Genomic DNA, 18,427 nt, shown 5'->3' on the forward strand with positions numbered 1-18,427 from the left:
GAGTACCTCGACTCGGAGAAATACCAGCTCAAGCCCCGCGACTGGGCCGCCGCCGACCGCGACGGCCGCACCATCGCCCCCCTCATCACCCGGCTGAACACCATCCGCCGCACCAACCCGGCGCTGCGCCAACTACGCGATCTGCACTTCCACCACGCCGACCAGGAAGCGGTGATCGCGTACTCCAAGCGCTCCGGCGCGAACACCGTCCTGGTGGTCGCCAACCTCGACCCCCACCACACCCAGGAGGCCACGGTCTCGTTGGACATGCCGCATCTCGGCCTGGACTGGCACGAGACCGTGCCGGTGCGCGATCTGCTCACCGGCGAGACCTATCACTGGGGCAGGGCCAACTATGTGCGGCTGGAGCCGGGCGTCCGGCCCGCGCACATTCTGACCGTCCTGCGACCGTCCACCCCGCAGATCGGAGGGTCACCCACAACATGATCGTCAACGAGCCCGTCCCGGACACGTTCGAGGACACCCCCGCGCAGGACCGGGACCCGGAGTGGTTCAAACGCGCCGTGTTCTACGAGGTCCTGGTCCGCTCCTTCCAGGACAGCAACGGCGACGGTGTCGGCGACCTCAAGGGCCTCACCGCCAAACTCGACTATCTACAATGGCTCGGCATCGACTGCCTCTGGCTGCCCCCCTTCTTCACCTCCCCCCTCCGCGACGGCGGCTACGACGTCTCCGACTACACCGCCGTCCTCCCCGAATTCGGTGACCTCGCCGACTTCGTGGAATTCGTGGACGCCGCCCATCAGCGCGGTATGCGCGTCATCATCGACTTCGTCATGAACCACACCAGCGACCAGCACCCCTGGTTCCAGGAATCCCGAAAGGACCCCAAAGGCCCCTACGGCGACTATTACATGTGGGCCGACGACGACAAGCAGTACGCCGACGCCCGGATCATCTTCGTGGACACCGAGGTCTCCAACTGGACCTTCGACCCGGTCCGCAAGCAGTACTTCTTCCACCGCTTCTTCTCCCACCAACCGGACCTCAACTACGAGAACCCGGCGGTGGTGGAGGAGATCCTCTCGGCGCTCCGCTTCTGGCTGGACCTGGGCATCGACGGCTTCCGGCTGGACGCGGTGCCGTATCTCTTCGCCGAGGAGGGCACCAACTGCGAGAACCTCCCCGCCACCCATGAGCTGCTGAAACGAGTACGCAAGGAAATCGACGCGCACTATCCGGACACGGTGCTGCTGGCCGAGGCCAATCAGTGGCCGGAGGACGTGGTCGACTACTTCGGCGACTACAGCGCGGGCGGCGACGAATGCCACATGGCGTTCCACTTCCCCGTCATGCCCCGCATCTTCATGGCCGTCCGCCGCGAATCGCGCTACCCGGTGTCGGAAGTCCTCGCCAAGACCCCCGCGATCCCCTCGAACTGCCAGTGGGGCATCTTCCTGCGCAACCACGACGAACTGACCCTCGAAATGGTCACCGACGAGGAACGCGACTACATGTACGCCGAATACGCGAAGGACCCGCGTATGCGCGCGAACATCGGCATCCGCCGCCGCCTCGCCCCCCTCCTCGACAACGACCGCAACCAGATCCAGCTCTTCACCGCCCTCCTCCTCTCCCTCCCCGGCTCCCCGATCCTCTACTACGGGGACGAGATCGGCATGGGTGACAACATCTGGCTCGGCGACCGCGACGCCGTCCGCACCCCCATGCAGTGGACCCCCGACCGCAACGCCGGATTCTCCTCCTCCGACCCGGGCCGGCTCTTCCTCCCCACGATCATGGACCCGGTCTACGGCTACCAGGTCACCAACGTCGAGGCGTCCATGTCGTCGCCCTCCTCGCTGCTGCACTGGACCCGCCGGATGATCGAGATCCGCAAGCAGAACCCCGCCTTCGGCCTCGGCACCTACACCGAACTCCCCTCCTCCAACCCCGCCGTCCTGGCCTTCCTGCGGGAGTACGAGGACGACCTGGTGCTGTGTGTGCACAACTTCTCCCGGTTCGCCCAGCCCACCGAGCTGGAGCTACAGGAGTTCGAGGGACGCCATCCGGTCGAGCTGATCGGCGGGGTGCGCTTCCCGGCGATCGGCGAGCTGCCGTATCTGCTGACCCTCGGCGGGCACGGCTTCTACTGGTTCCGGCTCCGCAAGGACGCCGCCTAACCTCCCCTTCCCCATACCCCTCGGGCGGGGTGGCGGTTTCTCCCCGCCCCACCCCGGGCACGCGCATACGCAACACCCCGACCCGGGGAAAGGACGCACGCCATGTCGGAAGCCGTCACCCGTGCCGCCACGCTCAGCACCGGCCTGCTCGCGTCCCTGGATCCCCTGCTGCGACCATGGCTGCCCCGGCAGCGCTGGTTCGCCGGCAAGGGGCGTCCCCTCAGCGGCTTCTCCCTGGTGGCGGCCACCGAACTGCTCCCCGCCGGCGGCCGGATCGGCCTCCACCACCTTCTCGTACGCGCCCACCAGCCGCCGCGCGGCGACTGCTACCAGCTCCTCATAGGCACGCGCGAGGCGCTGCCGCCCCGGCTGGCGCCCGCGCTGATCGGCCATGCCACCGAGGGCCCGCTCGCCGGACTCACGGTGTACGACGCGCTGCACGACCCCCGCCCCGCCGATGTCCTCCTGGAGGCCCTGCGCTCCCGGGCCCGCATCGGCGGACTGCGTTTCGAACGCGACCCGGAGCAGGACATCGCCCCCGGCCTGGTCCCCCGGCTGAGCACCGCCGAACAGTCCAACTCCTCGATCGTGTACGGGGACGCCTATGTCCTCAAGCTGTTCCGGCGCATCTCGCCCGGCGTCAACCCCGATCTGGAACTGCCCCTCGCCCTGGCCCGCGAGGGCTCCGCCCGGGTACCCGCGCCCACCGCGTGGATCCGGACCGAGGCGGCCGAAGCGGGTGGCGAACCGTTTGTTCTCGGGGTCCTCCAGCCGTTTCTGCGGGGGGTGACCGACGGCTGGGAGCTGGCGCTGCGCGCGCAGGCCGAGGCCGGGGACTTCACCGCCGAGGCCCGTGAACTGGGCCGGGCCACCGCCGACGTCCACACCGCCCTCGCCCGCGCGCTGCCGACGGTCACCCTGGGCCCGGCCCAACTGGAGACCCTGGTCGCGGGCATGCGGGGCCGCCTGGAGTCGGCGGTCCGGGCGGTACCGGCGCTGCGGGCCCACGAACCCGGGCTGCGGGCGGCGTTCGACGCCCTGACCGGGATCGCGCCGGGCACCCGGACCGCCCAGCGCATCCACGGCGATCTCCATCTCGGACAGTGCCTGCGGGACCCGTCGGGCACCTGGTCGCTGATCGACTTCGAGGGCGAACCGGCCCGGCCGCTCGCCGAACGCCGGATGCCGCAGCCGGTGGTCCGCGACATCGCGGGCATGCTGCGGTCCTTCGACTACGCGGCCCACTCCGCCCGGCCGCCGGTACCGGAGGAGACGGCGGCGGCCTGGGCGGGCGCCTGCCGGGACGCCTACTGCGCGGGCTACGCCGAGGTCACGGGCACCGACCCGCGCACGGACGCCGTACTGCTGCGGGCGTACGAGACGGACAAGGCGGTGTACGAAGTCGTCTACGAGGCACGGCACCGGCCGGACTGGCTCGCGGTACCGCTGTCGGCGATCGACCGTCTGACCTCCCCGTCCTGAACCATCCCCCCGGCCGCCCCAGGAGGCTCCGCCCGTGACCGCGCACGACCCGTCCACCACCACCCCGCCCCCGAACACCCCGGCGAACCCACCCGCCGCGAAGGCTCCCCCGGTCAAGAAGGCCACAGCGAAGAAAGCGCCGGTCAAGAAGGCTGCGGCCGATAAGGCGTCTGTCAAGAAGGCTGCGGTCAACAAGGCCGCCGCCGCCAAGAAGGCCCCGGTCGCCAAGAAAGCTCCGGCAGCCAAGAAGGCGCCGGTCGTCAAAAAGACCGCCGCCGCCTCCAAGAAGACCGCCCCCGCCGAGGCGAAGGCCCCCGCCCAGCAGACCCCCGCCAAGAAGACCCCGGCCAAGAAGGCGCCCGTCACGAAGGACCAGGTCAAGCAGGCCCCGGCCAAGAAGGCCCCCGCCGCCAAGAAAGCCCCTGCCCAGCGGACCCCGGTCAAGAAGGCCACCCCCGCCAAGAAGACCACCGCCAGGAAAGCCCCGGCCAAAAAGGCCCCCGCCAAAAAAGCCACGCCCACGAAAGCCCCCACCCCACCCCCCTCCTCCCCCCTCCCCACCCCCGACCGCAACCGCCTCCTCTCCGGCACCCATCACGCCCCCCACTCCGTCCTGGGCGCCCACCCCGCCCCCGGCGGAGTCGCCTTCCGCGTCCTGCGCCCCCACGCCCGAGCCGTCACCGTCATCACCTCCGACGCCTCCCCTGCCTCCGACGGCTCCGCCCTCCGTACCGAACTCCACCACGACGGCGACGGCCTCTTCTCGGCCCTGCTGCCCCTCTCCGACATCCCCGCGTACCGCCTCCAGGTGACCTACGAGGAGACCGGACCCGAGACCGAGGACCCCTACCGCTTCCTCCCCTCCCTCGGCGAGTTCGACCTCCACCTCATCGGCGAGGGCCGCCACGAGCAACTGTGGAAGGCGCTCGGCGCCGAACCGATGACCCACCAGGGCGTCACCGGCACCCGCTTCACCGTCTGGGCGCCGAACGCGCGGGGCGTCCGCGTGGCCGGCACGTTCAATCACTGGGACGGCACCGGCCACCCCCTGCGCTCACTGGGCGGCAGCGGGGTGTGGGAGCTGTTCGTGCCGGGGGTCGGCGTGGACGAGCTGTACAAGTTCGAGCTGACCCGCCCGGACGGCTCGAAGACCCTGCGCGCCGACCCGATGGCCCGCCGCACCCAGACCCCGCCGGAGACGGCGTCGGTGGTGACGACCTCGTCGTACGAGTGGAGCGACGCGGAGTGGATGGCGCACCGGGGTGACACCCCCGTCCACGAGGCGCCCTTCTCGGTCTACGAACTGCATCTGCCGTCCTGGCGACCGGGCCTAACCTACCGCGACCTCGCCGTCCAGCTCCCCGCCTATGTGAAGGACCTGGGCTTCACGCATGTCGAGCTGATGCCGACCGCCGAGCACCCCTTCGGCGGCTCCTGGGGCTACCAGGTCACCGGCTTCTACGCGCCGACGGCCCGCCTCGGCACCCCCGACGACTTCCGCCACCTGGTGGACGCCCTGCACCGGGCGGGCATCGGCGTCCTCATGGACTGGGTCCCGGCGCACTTCCCGCGCGACGAATGGGCGCTGGCGGAGTTCGACGGGCGTCCGCTGTACGAGCACGCGGACCCGCGGCGGGCGGCGCATCCGGACTGGGGGACGCTGGAGTTCGACTACGGCCGCCGCGAGGTGCGCAACTTCCTTGTGGCCAACGCCGTGTACTGGTGCGAGGAGTTCCATGTCGACGGGCTGCGGGTGGACGCCGTCGCCTCGATGCTCTACCTGGACTACTCGCGCGAGCCGGGCGGGTGGACGCCGAACGAGCGCGGCGGCCGGGAGAACCTGGACGCGGTGGCGTTCCTCCAGGAGATGAACGCGACGGTGTACCGGCGGGCGCCGGGCGCGGTGACCATCGCGGAGGAGTCGACGGCGTGGGACGGGGTCACCCGGGCCACCCATCACCAGGGCCCGAGCGGCTTCGGGGGCCTGGGATTCGGCCTGAAGTGGAACATGGGCTGGATGCATGACTCGCTGGCGTACCTCGCCCACGACCCGGTCCACCGCAAGCACCACCACCAGGACATCACCTTCTCGATGGTGTACGCGTACAGCGAGAACTACGTCCTGCCGATCTCGCACGACGAGGTGGTGCACGGCAAGCGGTCGCTGGTGTCGAAGATGCCGGGCGACTGGTGGCAGCAGCGGGCGAATCTGCGCGCCTATCTGGCGTTCATGTGGGCCCACCCGGGCAAGCAACTCCTCTTCATGGGACAGGAGTTCGCACAGGGCGCCGAGTGGTCGGAGGCGCACGGCCCGGACTGGTGGCTCCTGGACCCGGCGTACGGCGCGGAGCCGGACCACCGGGGCGTACGGGACCTGGTCCGCGACCTCAACGGGGTGTACCTCCGCACCCCGGCGCTGTGGCAGCGGGACACCGACCCATCCGGCTTCGAGTGGATCGCCGGGGACGCGGCGGACGACAACGTCCTCGCCTTCCTGCGCCGGGCCGCCGACGGCACCCCGCTGCTCGCGGTGAGCAACTTCTCCCCGGTGGTCCGCCCGGACTACCGGCTCGGCGTCCCGGACGACATCCCCGCCTGGCACGAGTCCCTGAACACGGACGCGGCGCGGTACGGGGGCGGCGGGGTCACCCGGTCCGACCCGGTGAAGCCGGAGCCGGTGGGGTGGCACGGCCGTCCGGCGAGCGTGTCGATCACCCTGCCACCGCTGTCGACGGTGTGGCTGCGCCCTGCGTGAGCGCGGGGGGGTGGGGCTGGGCCGGGCCGCGTGGCCTCAGCCGGGAGGGCGGCCCGGCACGCCCGTCCCCTGTAGAGACAGCGACCCGGCACCCACCGGCACACCCGGCCTCAGCCAGGAGGGCGCCCCGGCACCCACCGGTACACCAGCTCCGGTCGCCCCACCTGCCCGTACTGCGGGCTGCGGCCCGCGCGACCGGCCTCGACCAGGTGCTCCAGATAGCGCCGGGCGGTGATGCGCGAGATCCCGACCGCCTCCGCCACCCCGGCCGCGGTGAGCCCCTCCGTACAGGTGCGCAGCGCGCCCGTGACCCGCTCCAGGGTCGGGCCGCTGAGTCCCTTGGGGAGCGCGGCCGGGCCGGGGGCCCGGAGTGTGGCGAGGGCGCGGTCCACCTCGTCCTGCCCGCTGGCCTCACCGGCCGACGCGCGGAATTCCGCGTACCGGACGAGCCGGTCACGGAGGGTGGCGAAGGTGAAGGGCTTGAGGACGTACTGCACGACCCCCAGGGAGACCCCTTCACGGACGACGGTCAGATCCCGCGCGGACGTCACCGCTATCACATCGGCGTGATACCCGGCCGCGCGCAGGGAGCGGGCGAGCTGGAGGCCGTGCACATCGGGGAGGTGGAGGTCGAGGAGGAGCAGATCGACCGGGCCGCGTTCCAGGGCGCGCCGCGCCTCGGCGCCGGTGTGGGCCTTGCCGACGGCGGTGAAGCCGGGCACCCGGCCGACGTACATGACATGGGCGTCGGCCGCGACCGGGTCGTCCTCGACCACGAGCACGCGGATCGGCCGCTCCCCGCCCCTGTCCGCGCCGGTCATGCCCGTCCCTCCTGTCTCTGTCCCACGGTGTCCCGTACTGCCGCCGCCGCTGCCGCCGTCGATCGCAGCGGCAGCCGTACCTCGAACAGCGCGCCGCCGTCCGCCGCCTGGGTCACGGTCAGTGTCCCCTCGTGCCGGTGCACCGCCTGGCGGACCAGGGCGAGGCCCAGGCCCCGGCCGCCGGGACCGGAGGGCTTGGTGGAGTAGCCGCGCTGGAACACCAGGTCGGTGTGGGCGGGGTCGACACCCTCCCCGGTGTCGGACACCTTCAGCACCAGCTCGGCGCCCTCACCACCACCCCCGCCGCTGTCGCACTCGGCGTACACCGCGACCGTCACCCGGGCGCCGACGCTGCCCTGTGCCGCGTCCACCCCGTTGTCGATCAGATTGCCCAGGATGGTCACCAGATCGCGTGCGGGCAAGGCCCCCGGCAGGAGTCCGTCGTCCAGGCCGCCGCTCTCCCGGGACACCTCCAGCTCCACGCCCCGCTCGTTGGCCTGCGCGGTCTTGCCCAGCAGCAGGGCGGCGAGGACGGGTTCGCTGACGGCGGCGACCACCTGGTCGGTGAGGGCCTGGGCGAGTTCCAGTTCGGCGGTGGCGAAGGCGATGGCCTCGTCGGCGCGGCCCAGCTCGATCAGTGAGACGACGGTGTGCAGCCGGTTGGCGGCCTCGTGCGCCTGGGAGCGCAGGGCCTCGGTGAAGCCGCGCTCCGAGTCCAGCTCGCCCATCAGGGACTGAAGCTCGGTGACATCGCGCAGGGTGACGACCGAGCCGCGGCGCTCGCCGCCCGAGACGGGGGAGGTGTTGATGACGAGGACCCGGTCGGCGGTGAGGTGGACCTCGTCGACCCGGGGTTCGGCGGACAGCAGGGCCCCGGTCAGCGGGGCGGGCAGCCCCAGCTCGGCGACCGAGCGGCCGACCACCTCGCCGCTGACGCCGAGCAGCTCGCGCCCGCCGTCGTTGATCAGCGCCACCCGGTACTGCCCGTCGAGCATCAGCAGCCCCTCGCGCACCGCGTGCAGCGCGGCCTGGTGGTAGTCGTGCATATGGCTCAGCTCGGCGGCGTTCATGCCATGGGTGTGGCGGCGGAGCCGGGCGTTGACGACATAGGTCCCGATGGCGCCGAGCGCGAGCGCACCCGACGCGACGCCGATCAGCGCGGTGACCTGGTCCTGCACCCGCGCGCTGATCGCCTCGACCCGGATCCCGGCGCTGACCAGGCCGATGACCCGCCCGTCGAGGGTGATCGGGGTGACCGCGCGGACGGAGGGGCCGAGGGTGCCGGTGTAGGTCTCGGTGAAGGACTCGCCCTTGAGGGCGGCGTCGATATGGCCGAGGAACGGCTTGCCGATCTGGGTCTCGTCGGGGTGGGTCCAGCGGATGCCCTGGGGATTCATGATCGTGATGAAGTCGATCCCGGCGTCCTTGGTGACCCGCAGCGCGTAGGGCTGGAGCTCGGCGGTGGGGTCGGCGCCGCCGATGGCGGAGGCCACCGAGGGGGCGTCGGCGACCGCGCGGGCCACGGCCATCGCCTGGCGCCCGGCCGCGTCCTCGGCCTGGGTGCGGTCGCTGACGTAGGTGAACAGCGCGTATCCGGCGACGAGCACGGCGATCAGCACCGCCTGCATGGCGAAGAGCTGACCGGCCAGACTCCGGGGCCGAGGAAAGCGAATGCGCATGACGACAGTGTGCCCCTGACGTTAAGCGTGAACTAAATGAACGCAAGGGTGACCGGCCTCACACCCCAGGAGATAGTCACGTCAATCCTCAAAACGCCCGGTCGTGAGCCGCACGCGGGTGATGCCGACGACGACGTCAAGGAGGGGCAGCCGTGAGCAGCCGCACACCGGAAACGGCACCTGCCGCACCCCCCGCGCCCGCCGCCAAGCGGGACCGCACCCACTATCTCTACATCGCGGTGATCATCGCCGTCGCACTCGGCATCGCCGTGGGCCTGGCCGCGCCGGACTTCGCCGTCGACCTGAAGCCGATCGGAACGGGCTTCGTCAATCTCATCAAGATGATGATCTCGCCGATCATCTTCTGCACGATCGTGCTGGGCATCGGTTCGGTCCGCAAGGCGGCCAAGGTCGGCGCGGTCGGCGGAATCGCCCTGATCTACTTCGTGATCATGTCGCTGGTGGCGCTGGCCATCGGTCTCGTCGTCGGCAACATCCTGGAGCCGGGCACCGGCCTCGCGGTCACCGACGCGATCCGGGAGACCGGTCAGGCGCAGGTCGACTCGGAGGCGAAGGACACCACCGAGTTCCTGCTCGGCATCATCCCGACCACGATCGTCTCGGCGTTCACCTCGGGCGAGGTCCTCCAGACGCTGCTGATCGCGCTGCTCGCCGGGTTCGCGCTCCAGGCGATGGGCGACGCCGGCCAGCCGATCCTGCGGGGCATCGAGCACATCCAGCGCCTGGTCTTCCGCGTCCTGGCCATGATCATGTGGGCCGCCCCGATCGGTGCGTTCGGCGCCATCGCCGCCGTCACCGGCTCGGCGGGTGTGGACGCGCTGAAGAGCCTGGCCGTCCTGATGCTCGGCTTCTACGTGACCTGCTTCCTCTTCGTCTTCCTGGTGCTGGGCGCGCTGCTGAAGTTCATCTCCGGCCTGAACATCCTGTCCCTCTTCAAGTACCTGGGCCGGGAGTTCCTCCTGATCCTCTCCACCTCGTCCTCCGAGTCGGCGCTGCCGCGCCTCATCGCGAAGATGGAGCACCTGGGTGTCAGCAAGCCGGTGGTCGGCATCACGGTCCCGACCGGCTACTCCTTCAACCTCGACGGCACCATGATCTACATGACCATGGCGTCCCTGTTCATCGCGGACGCGCTGGGTACGCCGATGGGTGTCGGCGAGCAGATCTCGCTCCTCCTCTTCCTGCTGGTCGCCTCGAAGGGCGCGGCGGGTGTCACGGGCGCCGGTCTGGCGACGCTGGCCGGTGGCCTCCAGTCGCACAAGCCGGCCCTGGTGGACGGTGTCGGCCTGATCGTGGGCATCGACCGCTTCATGAGCGAGGCCCGCGCCCTGACCAACTTCGCGGGCAACGCGGTCGCCACGGTGCTGATCGGCACCTGGACCAAGGAGATCGACCGCGAGCGGGTGAACCAGGTCCTCGCGGGCCATGCCCCCTTCGACGAGAAGACCCTGCTGGACGACGGTCACGGCGGCCCCGCCGCAGCGGCCGACGACGAGGCGGCGGTGCCGGAGCAGCCGCAGCCGCAGCAGAGCGACAGCAAGCACCTGACCAAGGCATAACCCGACGGCCGGGTGATCCCCCGCACGGATCCCACCCGGCCCACAGGACAGGGGGAAGCGGGCTCGTGGCCCGACCCGCTTCCCCCAGGGTGCCCGTCCCCGCCTGAACCGGGTCCGGACACCCACCGCAAGGACCCCGGCCGGCTGAGCTCTCCCCCCGTCACTCAGCCGCCCCGGGGTCCTTTCGCGTGACCTCTTTCCCCTTCCCGCCCCTCCCGCCCCTTCCCTTGACCCCGACGTCAAGCCGTACGTTCGTACGCATGCGCATCGGCGAGCTGGCGGAGCGGGCCGGGACCACCACCCGGACGCTCCGGTACTACGAGTCCCGGGGGCTGCTGCCCGCCCGGCGGAACGCCCAGGGGCACCGCACCTACGACGAGGGCGATCTGCGGCTGCTGCGGCAGATCCGCACCCTCCAGGACTTCGGATTCGGCCTGGAGGAGACCCGCCCGTTCGTGGAGTGTCTGCGGGCCGGCCACGCCGAGGGCGACCTCTGCCCGGCGTCCCTCCTGGTCTACCGCCGCAAGCTGGCGGAACTCGACACCCTGATCGGCGAGCTGACTGCCGTACGGGCACAGGTCGGGGCGCAGTTGGCGCGGGCGGAGCGGGAGCGGGCGGCGCTGGCGGCCGAGGCGTCGGTTCCGGGGGGTCCGGAGCCGGGTTGCGAACTGGGAGGACGGCGATGACCGGAGCGGCCGGGGTACCCGAGGTGACGGACGCGGACTTCGCGGACGAGGTGATCGGGTCGGAATTGCCGGTGCTGGTGGAATTCACCGCGGACTGGTGCCCGCCGTGCCGTCAGATGGCGCCGGTACTGAGCGCGCTGGCGGCGGAGGAGAGCGGGCGCCTGAAGGTCGTCCAACTGAACGTGGACCGCAACCCGGACACCACGAACCACTACAAGGTGCTGTCGATGCCGACGTTCCTCGTCTTCAGGGGCGGGGAGCCGGTGAAGGCGATGGTGGGGACGCGACCGAAGCGACGCCTGCTGGAGGAGGTGGCGGAGGCGACGGAGGTGGCGGGCCGGTGACTTCGTCGATGTAACTGGCACCCGGCACCGGGCACCCGGCACTCACAAAGAAATCCCCCGAGCAATTGCGCTCGGGGGATTTCTCTGCGTATATTCAAGAGTTCGCCACTCCATATCCACTATGAAATGGCGAGAAAACCAATAACCGAAGTATATCCGTCCGGGAGCTGAATTGTCAAACATCGCATCTCCAGACGAGCCGGACGTCGAAATGCGCCGCGAGCAGGAATTCATCGACGGGCTGTACGCCCGGGTGGATGTCCTGCGCGACGACACCGAGGCGTCGGTCGGCGAGGCACTCGCCCAGGGCGACAAGCCCATGCAGGCACGGCTGGAGCGGGACATCGCGGTCGCCGAGCGCTCGGGCCTGCTGGCCGCGCTCAACGCGGTGGACGGTTCCCTGTGCTTCGGCCGGATCGACCTCACCGACGGCGCCACCCACCACGTCGGCAGGATCGGTCTGCGCGCCGACGACCCCGACCGCACCCCCCTCCTCATCGACTGGCGGGCCGGCGTCGCCCGCCCCTTCTACCTGGCCACCGGCCACACCCCCATGGGCCTGCGCCGCCGCCGCCACATCTCCACCGACGGCCGCCGGGTCACCGCCCTGCACGACGAGATCCTCGACCTGGCCGACCACGAGCGCACCGGCCACGAGAACCCGACCGGGGACGCGGTCCTGCTGGCCGCCCTGAACTCGGCGCGCACGGGCCGGATGGCGGACATCGTCCAGACCATCCAGGCGGAGCAGGACGAGATCATCCGCGCCCCGCACCGAGGGGTGCTGGTGGTGGAGGGCGGCCCCGGCACCGGCAAGACGGCGGTGGCCCTGCACAGGGCGGCCTACCTCCTCTACGAGCACCGCGAACTCCTCGCCAAGCGCGCGGTCCTGATCGTCGGCCCGAACCCGGCGTTCCTCGGCTACATCGGCGAGGTACTCCCCTCCCTGGGCGAAACGGGCGTCCTCCTGGCCACGATCGGCGAACTCTTCCCCGGAGTGAAGGCGACGGCGACCGACTCCCCCCGGGCCGAGGCGGTGAAGGGCGGGGAGCGGATGGCGGCCGTCCTGGCCGCGGTCGTACAGGACCGGCAGGCGCTGCCGGACCCCGTGATCACGATCGAGCACGAGCGGGAGATCCTGATGCTGGACGACGGGCTGGTCGGGGTCGCCCGCGAACGCACCCGCGCGGCTGGGCTCCCCCACAACGCGGCCCGCGAACACTTCGAGGGCCACATCCTCAACACCCTGACCGAGCTGTACGCCGAGCGCATCGGCACGGACCCCTACGACGGCTCCAGCATGCTGGACGCCTCAGACCTGACCCAGATCCGGGACGACCTGGCCGAGAACGAGGAGGTCTGGTCGGCCATCGACACCCTGTGGCCCCGCCTGACCGCCCGCCGCCTGGTAGCCGACTTCCTGGCGGCGCCGGACGCTTACGTCTCCGACGCCGACGCGGCGGCGATCCGCCGCCCGGTGACCCGCGCGTGGACGACGGCGGACGTCCCGCTCCTGGACGAGGCCGCGGAACTCCTCGGCGAGGACGACCGCGTGACCCGCGAACGAGCCGAACGCGAACGCGAGACCCAGATCGCGTACGCACAAGGCGTCCTGGACGTCTCCTTCGCCTCCCGCACCTACGAGTTCGAGGACAAGCAGGACGACGACCCGGAGTCCTCCGAGGTCCTCTCCGCGCACGACATCATCGACGCGGAACGCTTCGCGGAACGCCACGAGGAGGGGGATCACCGCAACGCGGCGGAACGCGCGGCGGCGGACCGGACCTGGGCGTTCGGCCACATCATCGTGGACGAGGCGCAGGAGCTGTCGCCGATGGCGTGGCGCCTGCTGATGCGCCGCAGCCCGACCCGCTCGATGACCCTGGTCGGCGACCCGGCCCAGACCTCCTCCCCGGCTGGCGTCGGCTCCTGGTCGGACATCCTCACCCCCTACGTGCAGGACCGCTGGACCCACACCCGCCTCAACGTCAACTACCGCACCCCCGCGGAAATCATGGACATGGCGGCGGCGGTGCTCCGCACGGAGCGCCCAGACTTCGAGCCACCAAGCTCCGTCCGCTCGACGGGGGTACGGCCATGGGTGCGGACGGTGGAGAACATCCCGTCGGCGATCGGGGATGCGGTGCAGCAACTGACCCCCGAGGAAGGCCGCTTGGCCGTCATCGCCCCCAGGGGCATGCACCGCCGCCTGGCGATGAACCTCCCGGGCGTGAGGACGGGGGGCGAGCCGGACCTGACCCGCCGGGTGGTGCTCCTTGCCCCGAGCGAGGCGAAGGGGTTGGAGTTCGACTCGGTGTTGGTGGTGGAGCCGGGGGTCTATGAGGTGAGCGACCTGTATGTGGCACTGACGCGGGCTACGCAGAGGGTGGGGGTGCTTTGCTCGGAGGGGGTTCGGTGGGGGGCGGAGTGGGGGTGGGGTGGGGAGGGGTGATGTTGGGGGGCTGGGGTGTGGGGGGCGGTGTGGGGGCGGGAGGGGGTGGTTGGGAGCGCGGGGATCGGGGGGTTCCGCGGCGCGTCGAGTTGCGCTGCGGATGCCTGTCGGGGAGATCACCAGTAACCGCCATCGTTTCGGTGCGGCTCGGTAGGGTGCCTGCAAGGTTGGGGATAGCGCCTAGGGGAAGGGTGGCCGAGGCTGCTGGTTCTTTGCGGCTGCCCGATGGGGAGTGTTGGTTGGGGTGGGGGTCGATCCAACTGAATGAGAACAGGGCTTCTTGCGGATGAAGGAGCAGGTCAGGAAGGGTCGGCCCCGCGCAGGCGGGGGTGTTCCCTGCCGGTCGAGCGTCCACGCGTCCTCCTCCGCGTCGGCCCCGCGCAGGCGGGGGTGTTCCCAGCCTCGGCGTGCTCGTCGAGCGGTACGGCGAGTCGGCCCCGCGCAGGCGGGGGTGTTCCGCGCGGGATCGCGCGGCCGGTGCGGCGGTCGATGTCGGCCCCGCGCAGGCGGGGGTGTTCCGAGCAGACCAGCGGCGACCCGCGCCTCATCAGGGTCGGCCCCGCGCAGGCGGGGGTGTTCCCGAAGAGCAGCACGACAAGGGGTGACCGTCCACGTCGGCCCCGCGCAGGCGGGGGTGTTCCGGCGATCTGTCTTCGGGGCCGCGTGCTGCGCGAGTCGGCCCCGCGCAGGCGGGGGTGTTCCGGCGGGCGGCTGGTCGGCCGTGCGGTACGCGAGGTCGGCCCCGCGCAGGCGGGGGTGTTCCGGAGGTCGCGCCCGCCCAGTTGGCGTTATAGCTGTCGGCCCCGCGCAGGCGGGGGTGTTCCGGTCTTCCCGGTCGCGCGGTGTGGTGATCCGCGGTCGGCCCCGCGCAGGCGGGGGTGTTCCTCGTGATGCTGTTGAACTCCGCGTCGCCGTCCGGTCGGCCCCGCGCAGGCGGGGGTGTTCCGAGGGCGGTCATGGGGTTCTCCTCTGGGATTGCGTCGGCCCCGCGCAGGCGGGGGTGTTCCGTGGTCGCAGCGGGCGGACGCCCAGCGGGCCGAGTCGGCCCCGCGCAGGCGGGGGTGTTCCGTTGTTGATGAGCGCCGGGTTGTCCTTGTTGGCGTCGGCCCCGCGCAGGCAGGGGTGTTCCCTGCTGTCGCAGACGCGCAAGCATCTCTGGGCGGTCGGCCCCGCGCAGGCGGGGGTGTTCCGTCCGGGACTTCCAGGCGCTGGCCTTCGGCCTTGTCGGCCCCGCGCAGGCGGGGGTGTTCCGTCGGGCGGCGCGTCGACCCCCGGGCTGGAGCGGTCGGCCCCGCGCAGGCAGGGGTGTTCCCGTGAGCTCCTCAGGCCGGACCGGTCCGGCACAGTCGGCCCCGCGCAGGCGGGGGTGTTCCCCGCAGCTCGATCCACGCTTGCGCGCTGAGCACGTCGGCCCCGCGCATGCGGGGGTGTTCCGTACCGGGACGCCGTGGCCGAGTCGGGCGCGGCGTCAGCCCTGCGCAGGCGGGGGTGTTCCGACTGAGGCGTCCTCGGTCGCCGTCCTGAGGACGTTGACCCTGCGCATGCGGAAGGGCGACGGCGAGGCAGTCGAGATCCTCGGGAGGATGGGCGTCTTTTGGGGCCCAGGATGCCTATCCCGCTTTCCTGGCGCTCGCAGGAGAAGGCTGATCAGGGGGAGGCCAATCCAACTGAACGAAACCAGGGGTACTTGCGGAAAGAGCACCAGGTCAGGAAGTGTCGGCCCCGCGCGTGCGGGGGTGTTCCCGGTCCCGAGGGCGAGCGCCCTCCGCCAGGGGTGTCGGCCCCGCGCGTGCGGGGGTGTTCCTGGGCCCACCACCTCCGCCAGAGCGCCGCCGACGTCGGCCCCGCGCGTGCGGGGGTGTTCCCCCGGGAGACACTCGCGTGACGCTCGCACGAGGGTCGGCCCCGCGCGTGCGGGGGTGTTCCGCGGGGGTCCGTCTCGCTGGCCAGGACACGGGAGGTCGGCCCCGCGCGTGCGGGGGTGTTCCCGACATCGTGATTCGGGGAGGCACTGTGATCGGGTCGGCCCCGCGCGTGCGGGGGTGTTCCTGTCCCGAGTGCGGGCGGAGTCTCCGATCGCTTGTCGGCCCCGCGCGTGCGGGGGTGTTCCGCTGTGGCCGTATGGCCTGGACCCGGACGGAACGTCAGCCCCGCGCGTGCGGGGTTGTTCCCGACCAGGGTGGATGGGGAGTCCAGACCCATGTGTCGGCCCCGCGCGGGCGGGGGTGCTGCCTCCCTGGTCAGGAGCGGGGAGTCTGAGGAAGGGCGATCCCGTGCGTGCAGAGGCATTCCCAATGCACACGGCAACCCGAGATCAAGCAGCGATCTCACCCCCGGACCATCTACCCCTTCACCCCCCGGGCGATCAGTGTTCCGATGTGTCCCTGCGTCGGGGCTTCCCAGACTCGTGCTTCGGCCTGACTGAAGCCGGCTTTGGTGAGGAGGCTTACCCATCTGCGGGGTGTGTAGCTGTATCGGTACGCATACATGGCCTTGGCGGCGAATCCACCCTTGTACATTCCCTGTGGCCCATACGCTCCGGGGATGGCCGGTGGGTGAGAGAAGGCCAGGACTCCGCCAGGGTTCAATCGGGAAGCGATCAACGGCAGCAGCTTGGCCGGGTCGGTGAACCATACCGCCCCGAAGATCGAGTAAATGGCGTCGTAGGAATCCTCATCGACCTTCAGGTGATCCAGCACTTCGGCGCAGACGAAGTCAACTCCCAGCGGACCCCAGCGTTTCTTGGTGTTCTCGGTCATGATGGGGGAAAGATCCAGACCTCGCGCCTTCACACCCAGTTGTGCGAGACAGGCCAGCGCCCGCCCTGTGCCGCATCCGATTTCCAGTACCGTTTCCGGGTTCCCCAGTAGTTCCGGGCCGGGACCGTGTCCGGCGTACTGGGTCCAGCAGAACACGGGGTCGGATTCGAAAACCTTTTCCTTCGTACTCTCCGCGAAGGCGTCCCAGAGTTCGCGTTCACTGTCGATGTCGTGTCGTACGGGCAATGGAGCGTCCTTCTGGTGGGTGAGGTGCGGCAGCGCTGCGCCCCCGTCCTCGAATGTGCTGGGAGAGGACGAGGGCTTGGGATACAGCGCTGGTTCAGTGGCTGTCGGGGACCTTGTCGTCGCACGGTGAGCAGTTGGAGGCATCCGTCTCCCACAACTCGTCGTCGACGGCAAACCCGTTCGCGCGCATGAGCTGGGCCGTACGTGCCACAACTCCGTCGCGACGCCGCTCGATCAGCGGCGCGTGGTGCTTGTACCGGCCGCCGTTGTGCGCGTCGCACAGGGCGAAGTAGAGGGGGGTGTCGAGGATGAGCTGGTGGACCCCGATGTCCACGGTGTACCCGACGCCCATGTCCGTCCCCGGATTCTCCATGGCGGTGACGACGTAGGCGATGCCCTGCCCGAGGATGCGTTCCGCGAGGCTGCGAACCGCGACGCTGTCGCGGAGGAGCAGACGCACCTCCCGTTCCCACAGGTCACCCACGCCGACATCGGTCACGAGGTGGGGAACGCGCTCTTCCAGCGCGTTCAGAATCGTACGCGGGTCACGGGTCCGCGTCTGGATTGCTGAGTTCATCCTGCGCATCCTTCTGTGGTGGAGCGGTGCATGGTGGCTCGTCGTCCACCATCCTCGGTCGGCCGGCGGAACTCCCGCTAGTTTCTTTCCTGTTACGGCAAGAATCCGTTCCGGATGGCCATCAGAAGATTTCTCATCTCGTCCCCGTATACGGCGACCTCAGCGAATCTGTCGAAGGTGTCGGCGTACAGTTGCACGTCTCTCGGATCACGCGTGGTGACCTCCGAGTGGAATGTCTCCACGATCACCAGGCGATCGTCATGGAGGCTGAAGCACGTCATCGGGAAGTCCGGCTTCCTCCCTGCCTGGGGCACGACACCGAGCTGGATTCCGGTCAGCCGGGACAGTGACAGGAGCCGATTGATTTGCAGTGCCATGACGACCGGCTCGCCAATCTGCCAGCGCAATACGTGTTCACAGATCAGGAAATGAAAGGTACGCCCAGGGGTGTGCAGCACGGCCTGGCGTTCCAACCGGGCGGCGACTGTCTTCGCGTGCGTCTCCTCCGGCAGTGCTGGAGGCAGGCTGAAGACCGCCGAGGTGTATTCCGGGGTCTGGAGCAGCCCAGGAATGAGCTGTCCCTGAAACAGCCTGAGCCTCTGTGTGCCGGCCTCGATGGCTCGGATGGTCCTCTGATGCTTCCACGGGCCCATTCTTCGCAGGACACGCCATGCGGTCTCTTCCGTGGCCGCCGCCCGAGCAGCGGTGAGGAATTGTTCCTTGGCGTCTTCGGAGACACCGAGGGCCGTAAGGATCAGATCGACATCCTGCACTGTCGGCAGGACCTTGCCGTTCTCGATCTTTGAGAGTTTGCCCGCCGACATGGAAGCCCTACGGGCCACCACGTCCCCCGTCCGTCCGGACGCGTTACGCAGTGCCCGCAAGGCCATGCCGATTGAGTC

13 protein-coding genes and 2 CRISPR repeat arrays are annotated in these 18,427 nt (G+C 70.3%); of the genes, 8 read left to right on the forward strand and 5 right to left on the reverse strand.

The genetic code is table 11. The annotated features are described in order from the left end of the window. The 4 genes from AB0O01_RS29390 to glgB all read left to right on the forward strand — a co-directional run. A partial coding sequence (locus tag AB0O01_RS29390; protein WP_365318029.1) for an alpha-glucosidase C-terminal domain-containing protein occupies positions 1-447 on the forward strand: 447 nt, incomplete at its 5' end. Continuing rightward, positions 444-2,144 carry a maltose alpha-D-glucosyltransferase gene (gene treS / locus AB0O01_RS29395; protein WP_365318031.1) on the forward strand — a complete coding sequence of 567 codons (1,701 nt, stop codon included), beginning with the start codon at positions 444-446 and terminating at the stop codon, positions 2,142-2,144. The genes AB0O01_RS29390 and treS, both read left to right, overlap by 4 nt. Before the next feature lie 102 nt (positions 2,145-2,246). Beyond that, positions 2,247-3,626, forward strand: a complete 1,380-nt coding sequence (locus AB0O01_RS29400; RefSeq protein ID WP_365318032.1) for a maltokinase — start codon at positions 2,247-2,249, stop codon at positions 3,624-3,626. A gap of 34 nt (positions 3,627-3,660) precedes the next feature. Continuing rightward, complete coding sequence (glgB, locus tag AB0O01_RS29405; protein WP_365318033.1) at positions 3,661-6,381, forward strand: 1,4-alpha-glucan branching enzyme; 2,721 nt, start codon at positions 3,661-3,663, stop codon at positions 6,379-6,381. A 110-nt stretch (positions 6,382-6,491) separates the two neighbouring features. On the opposite strand, the gene AB0O01_RS29410 is transcribed toward glgB, so the two are convergent. Together AB0O01_RS29410 and AB0O01_RS29415 are read right to left on the reverse strand one after the other, a co-directional pair. Further along, positions 6,492-7,202 carry a response regulator gene (locus tag AB0O01_RS29410; RefSeq protein WP_365318035.1) on the reverse strand — a complete coding sequence of 237 codons (711 nt, stop codon included), beginning with the start codon at positions 7,200-7,202 and terminating at the stop codon, positions 6,492-6,494. Continuing rightward, positions 7,199-8,881, reverse strand: a complete 1,683-nt coding sequence (locus AB0O01_RS29415) for a sensor histidine kinase (RefSeq protein WP_365318038.1) — start codon at positions 8,879-8,881, stop codon at positions 7,199-7,201. Before AB0O01_RS29415 ends, AB0O01_RS29410 begins: the two co-directional genes overlap by 4 nt. A 152-nt stretch (positions 8,882-9,033) precedes the next feature. On the opposite strand from AB0O01_RS29415, the gene AB0O01_RS29420 reads away from it, so the two are divergent. From AB0O01_RS29420 to AB0O01_RS29435, 4 genes are all read left to right on the forward strand, one after another. Next, positions 9,034-10,461, forward strand: coding sequence for a cation:dicarboxylase symporter family transporter (locus tag AB0O01_RS29420; protein ID WP_365318039.1), 1,428 nt, complete (start codon positions 9,034-9,036; stop codon positions 10,459-10,461). A gap of 260 nt (positions 10,462-10,721) precedes the next feature. Continuing rightward, a complete protein-coding gene (locus AB0O01_RS29425) occupies positions 10,722-11,147 on the forward strand; it encodes a MerR family transcriptional regulator (RefSeq protein ID WP_365318041.1) in 426 nt (141 codons plus the stop codon). Then, positions 11,144-11,491, forward strand: a complete 348-nt coding sequence (locus tag AB0O01_RS29430) for a thioredoxin domain-containing protein (RefSeq protein WP_365318043.1) — start codon at positions 11,144-11,146, stop codon at positions 11,489-11,491. The genes AB0O01_RS29425 and AB0O01_RS29430 overlap by 4 nt, the downstream gene beginning before the upstream one ends. Before the next feature lie 211 nt (positions 11,492-11,702). Beyond that, positions 11,703-13,943, forward strand: a complete 2,241-nt coding sequence (locus AB0O01_RS29435) for a UvrD-helicase domain-containing protein (RefSeq protein ID WP_365318044.1) — start codon at positions 11,703-11,705, stop codon at positions 13,941-13,943. Positions 13,944-14,251: 308 nt separating this feature from the next. After that, positions 14,252-15,438: a CRISPR direct-repeat array (repeat unit 28 nt; unit sequence GTCGGCCCCGCGCAGGCGGGGGTGTTCC). 220 nt (positions 15,439-15,658) lie between these two features. Continuing rightward, positions 15,659-16,175: direct repeats of the CRISPR family, unit length 28 nt; unit sequence GTCGGCCCCGCGCGTGCGGGGGTGTTCC. Positions 16,176-16,285: 110 nt separating this feature from the next. On the opposite strand, the gene AB0O01_RS29440 is transcribed toward AB0O01_RS29435, so the two are convergent. From AB0O01_RS29440 to AB0O01_RS29450, 3 genes are all read right to left on the reverse strand, one after another. Continuing rightward, positions 16,286-16,948, reverse strand: a complete 663-nt coding sequence (locus AB0O01_RS29440; protein ID WP_365318045.1) for a class I SAM-dependent methyltransferase — start codon at positions 16,946-16,948, stop codon at positions 16,286-16,288. A 94-nt stretch (positions 16,949-17,042) separates the two neighbouring features. Further along, positions 17,043-17,525, reverse strand: coding sequence for a hypothetical protein (locus tag AB0O01_RS29445; RefSeq protein WP_365318047.1), 483 nt, complete (start codon positions 17,523-17,525; stop codon positions 17,043-17,045). Between the two features lie 92 nt (positions 17,526-17,617). Further along, a complete protein-coding gene (locus AB0O01_RS29450) occupies positions 17,618-18,415 on the reverse strand; it encodes a helix-turn-helix transcriptional regulator (RefSeq protein ID WP_365318049.1) in 798 nt (265 codons plus the stop codon). Between the last annotated feature and the right edge of the window lie 12 nt (positions 18,416-18,427).

The sequence above is a fragment of the Streptomyces sp. NPDC093252 genome (assembly GCF_040683675.1).
Lineage (GTDB): Bacteria > Actinomycetota > Actinomycetes > Streptomycetales > Streptomycetaceae > Streptomyces.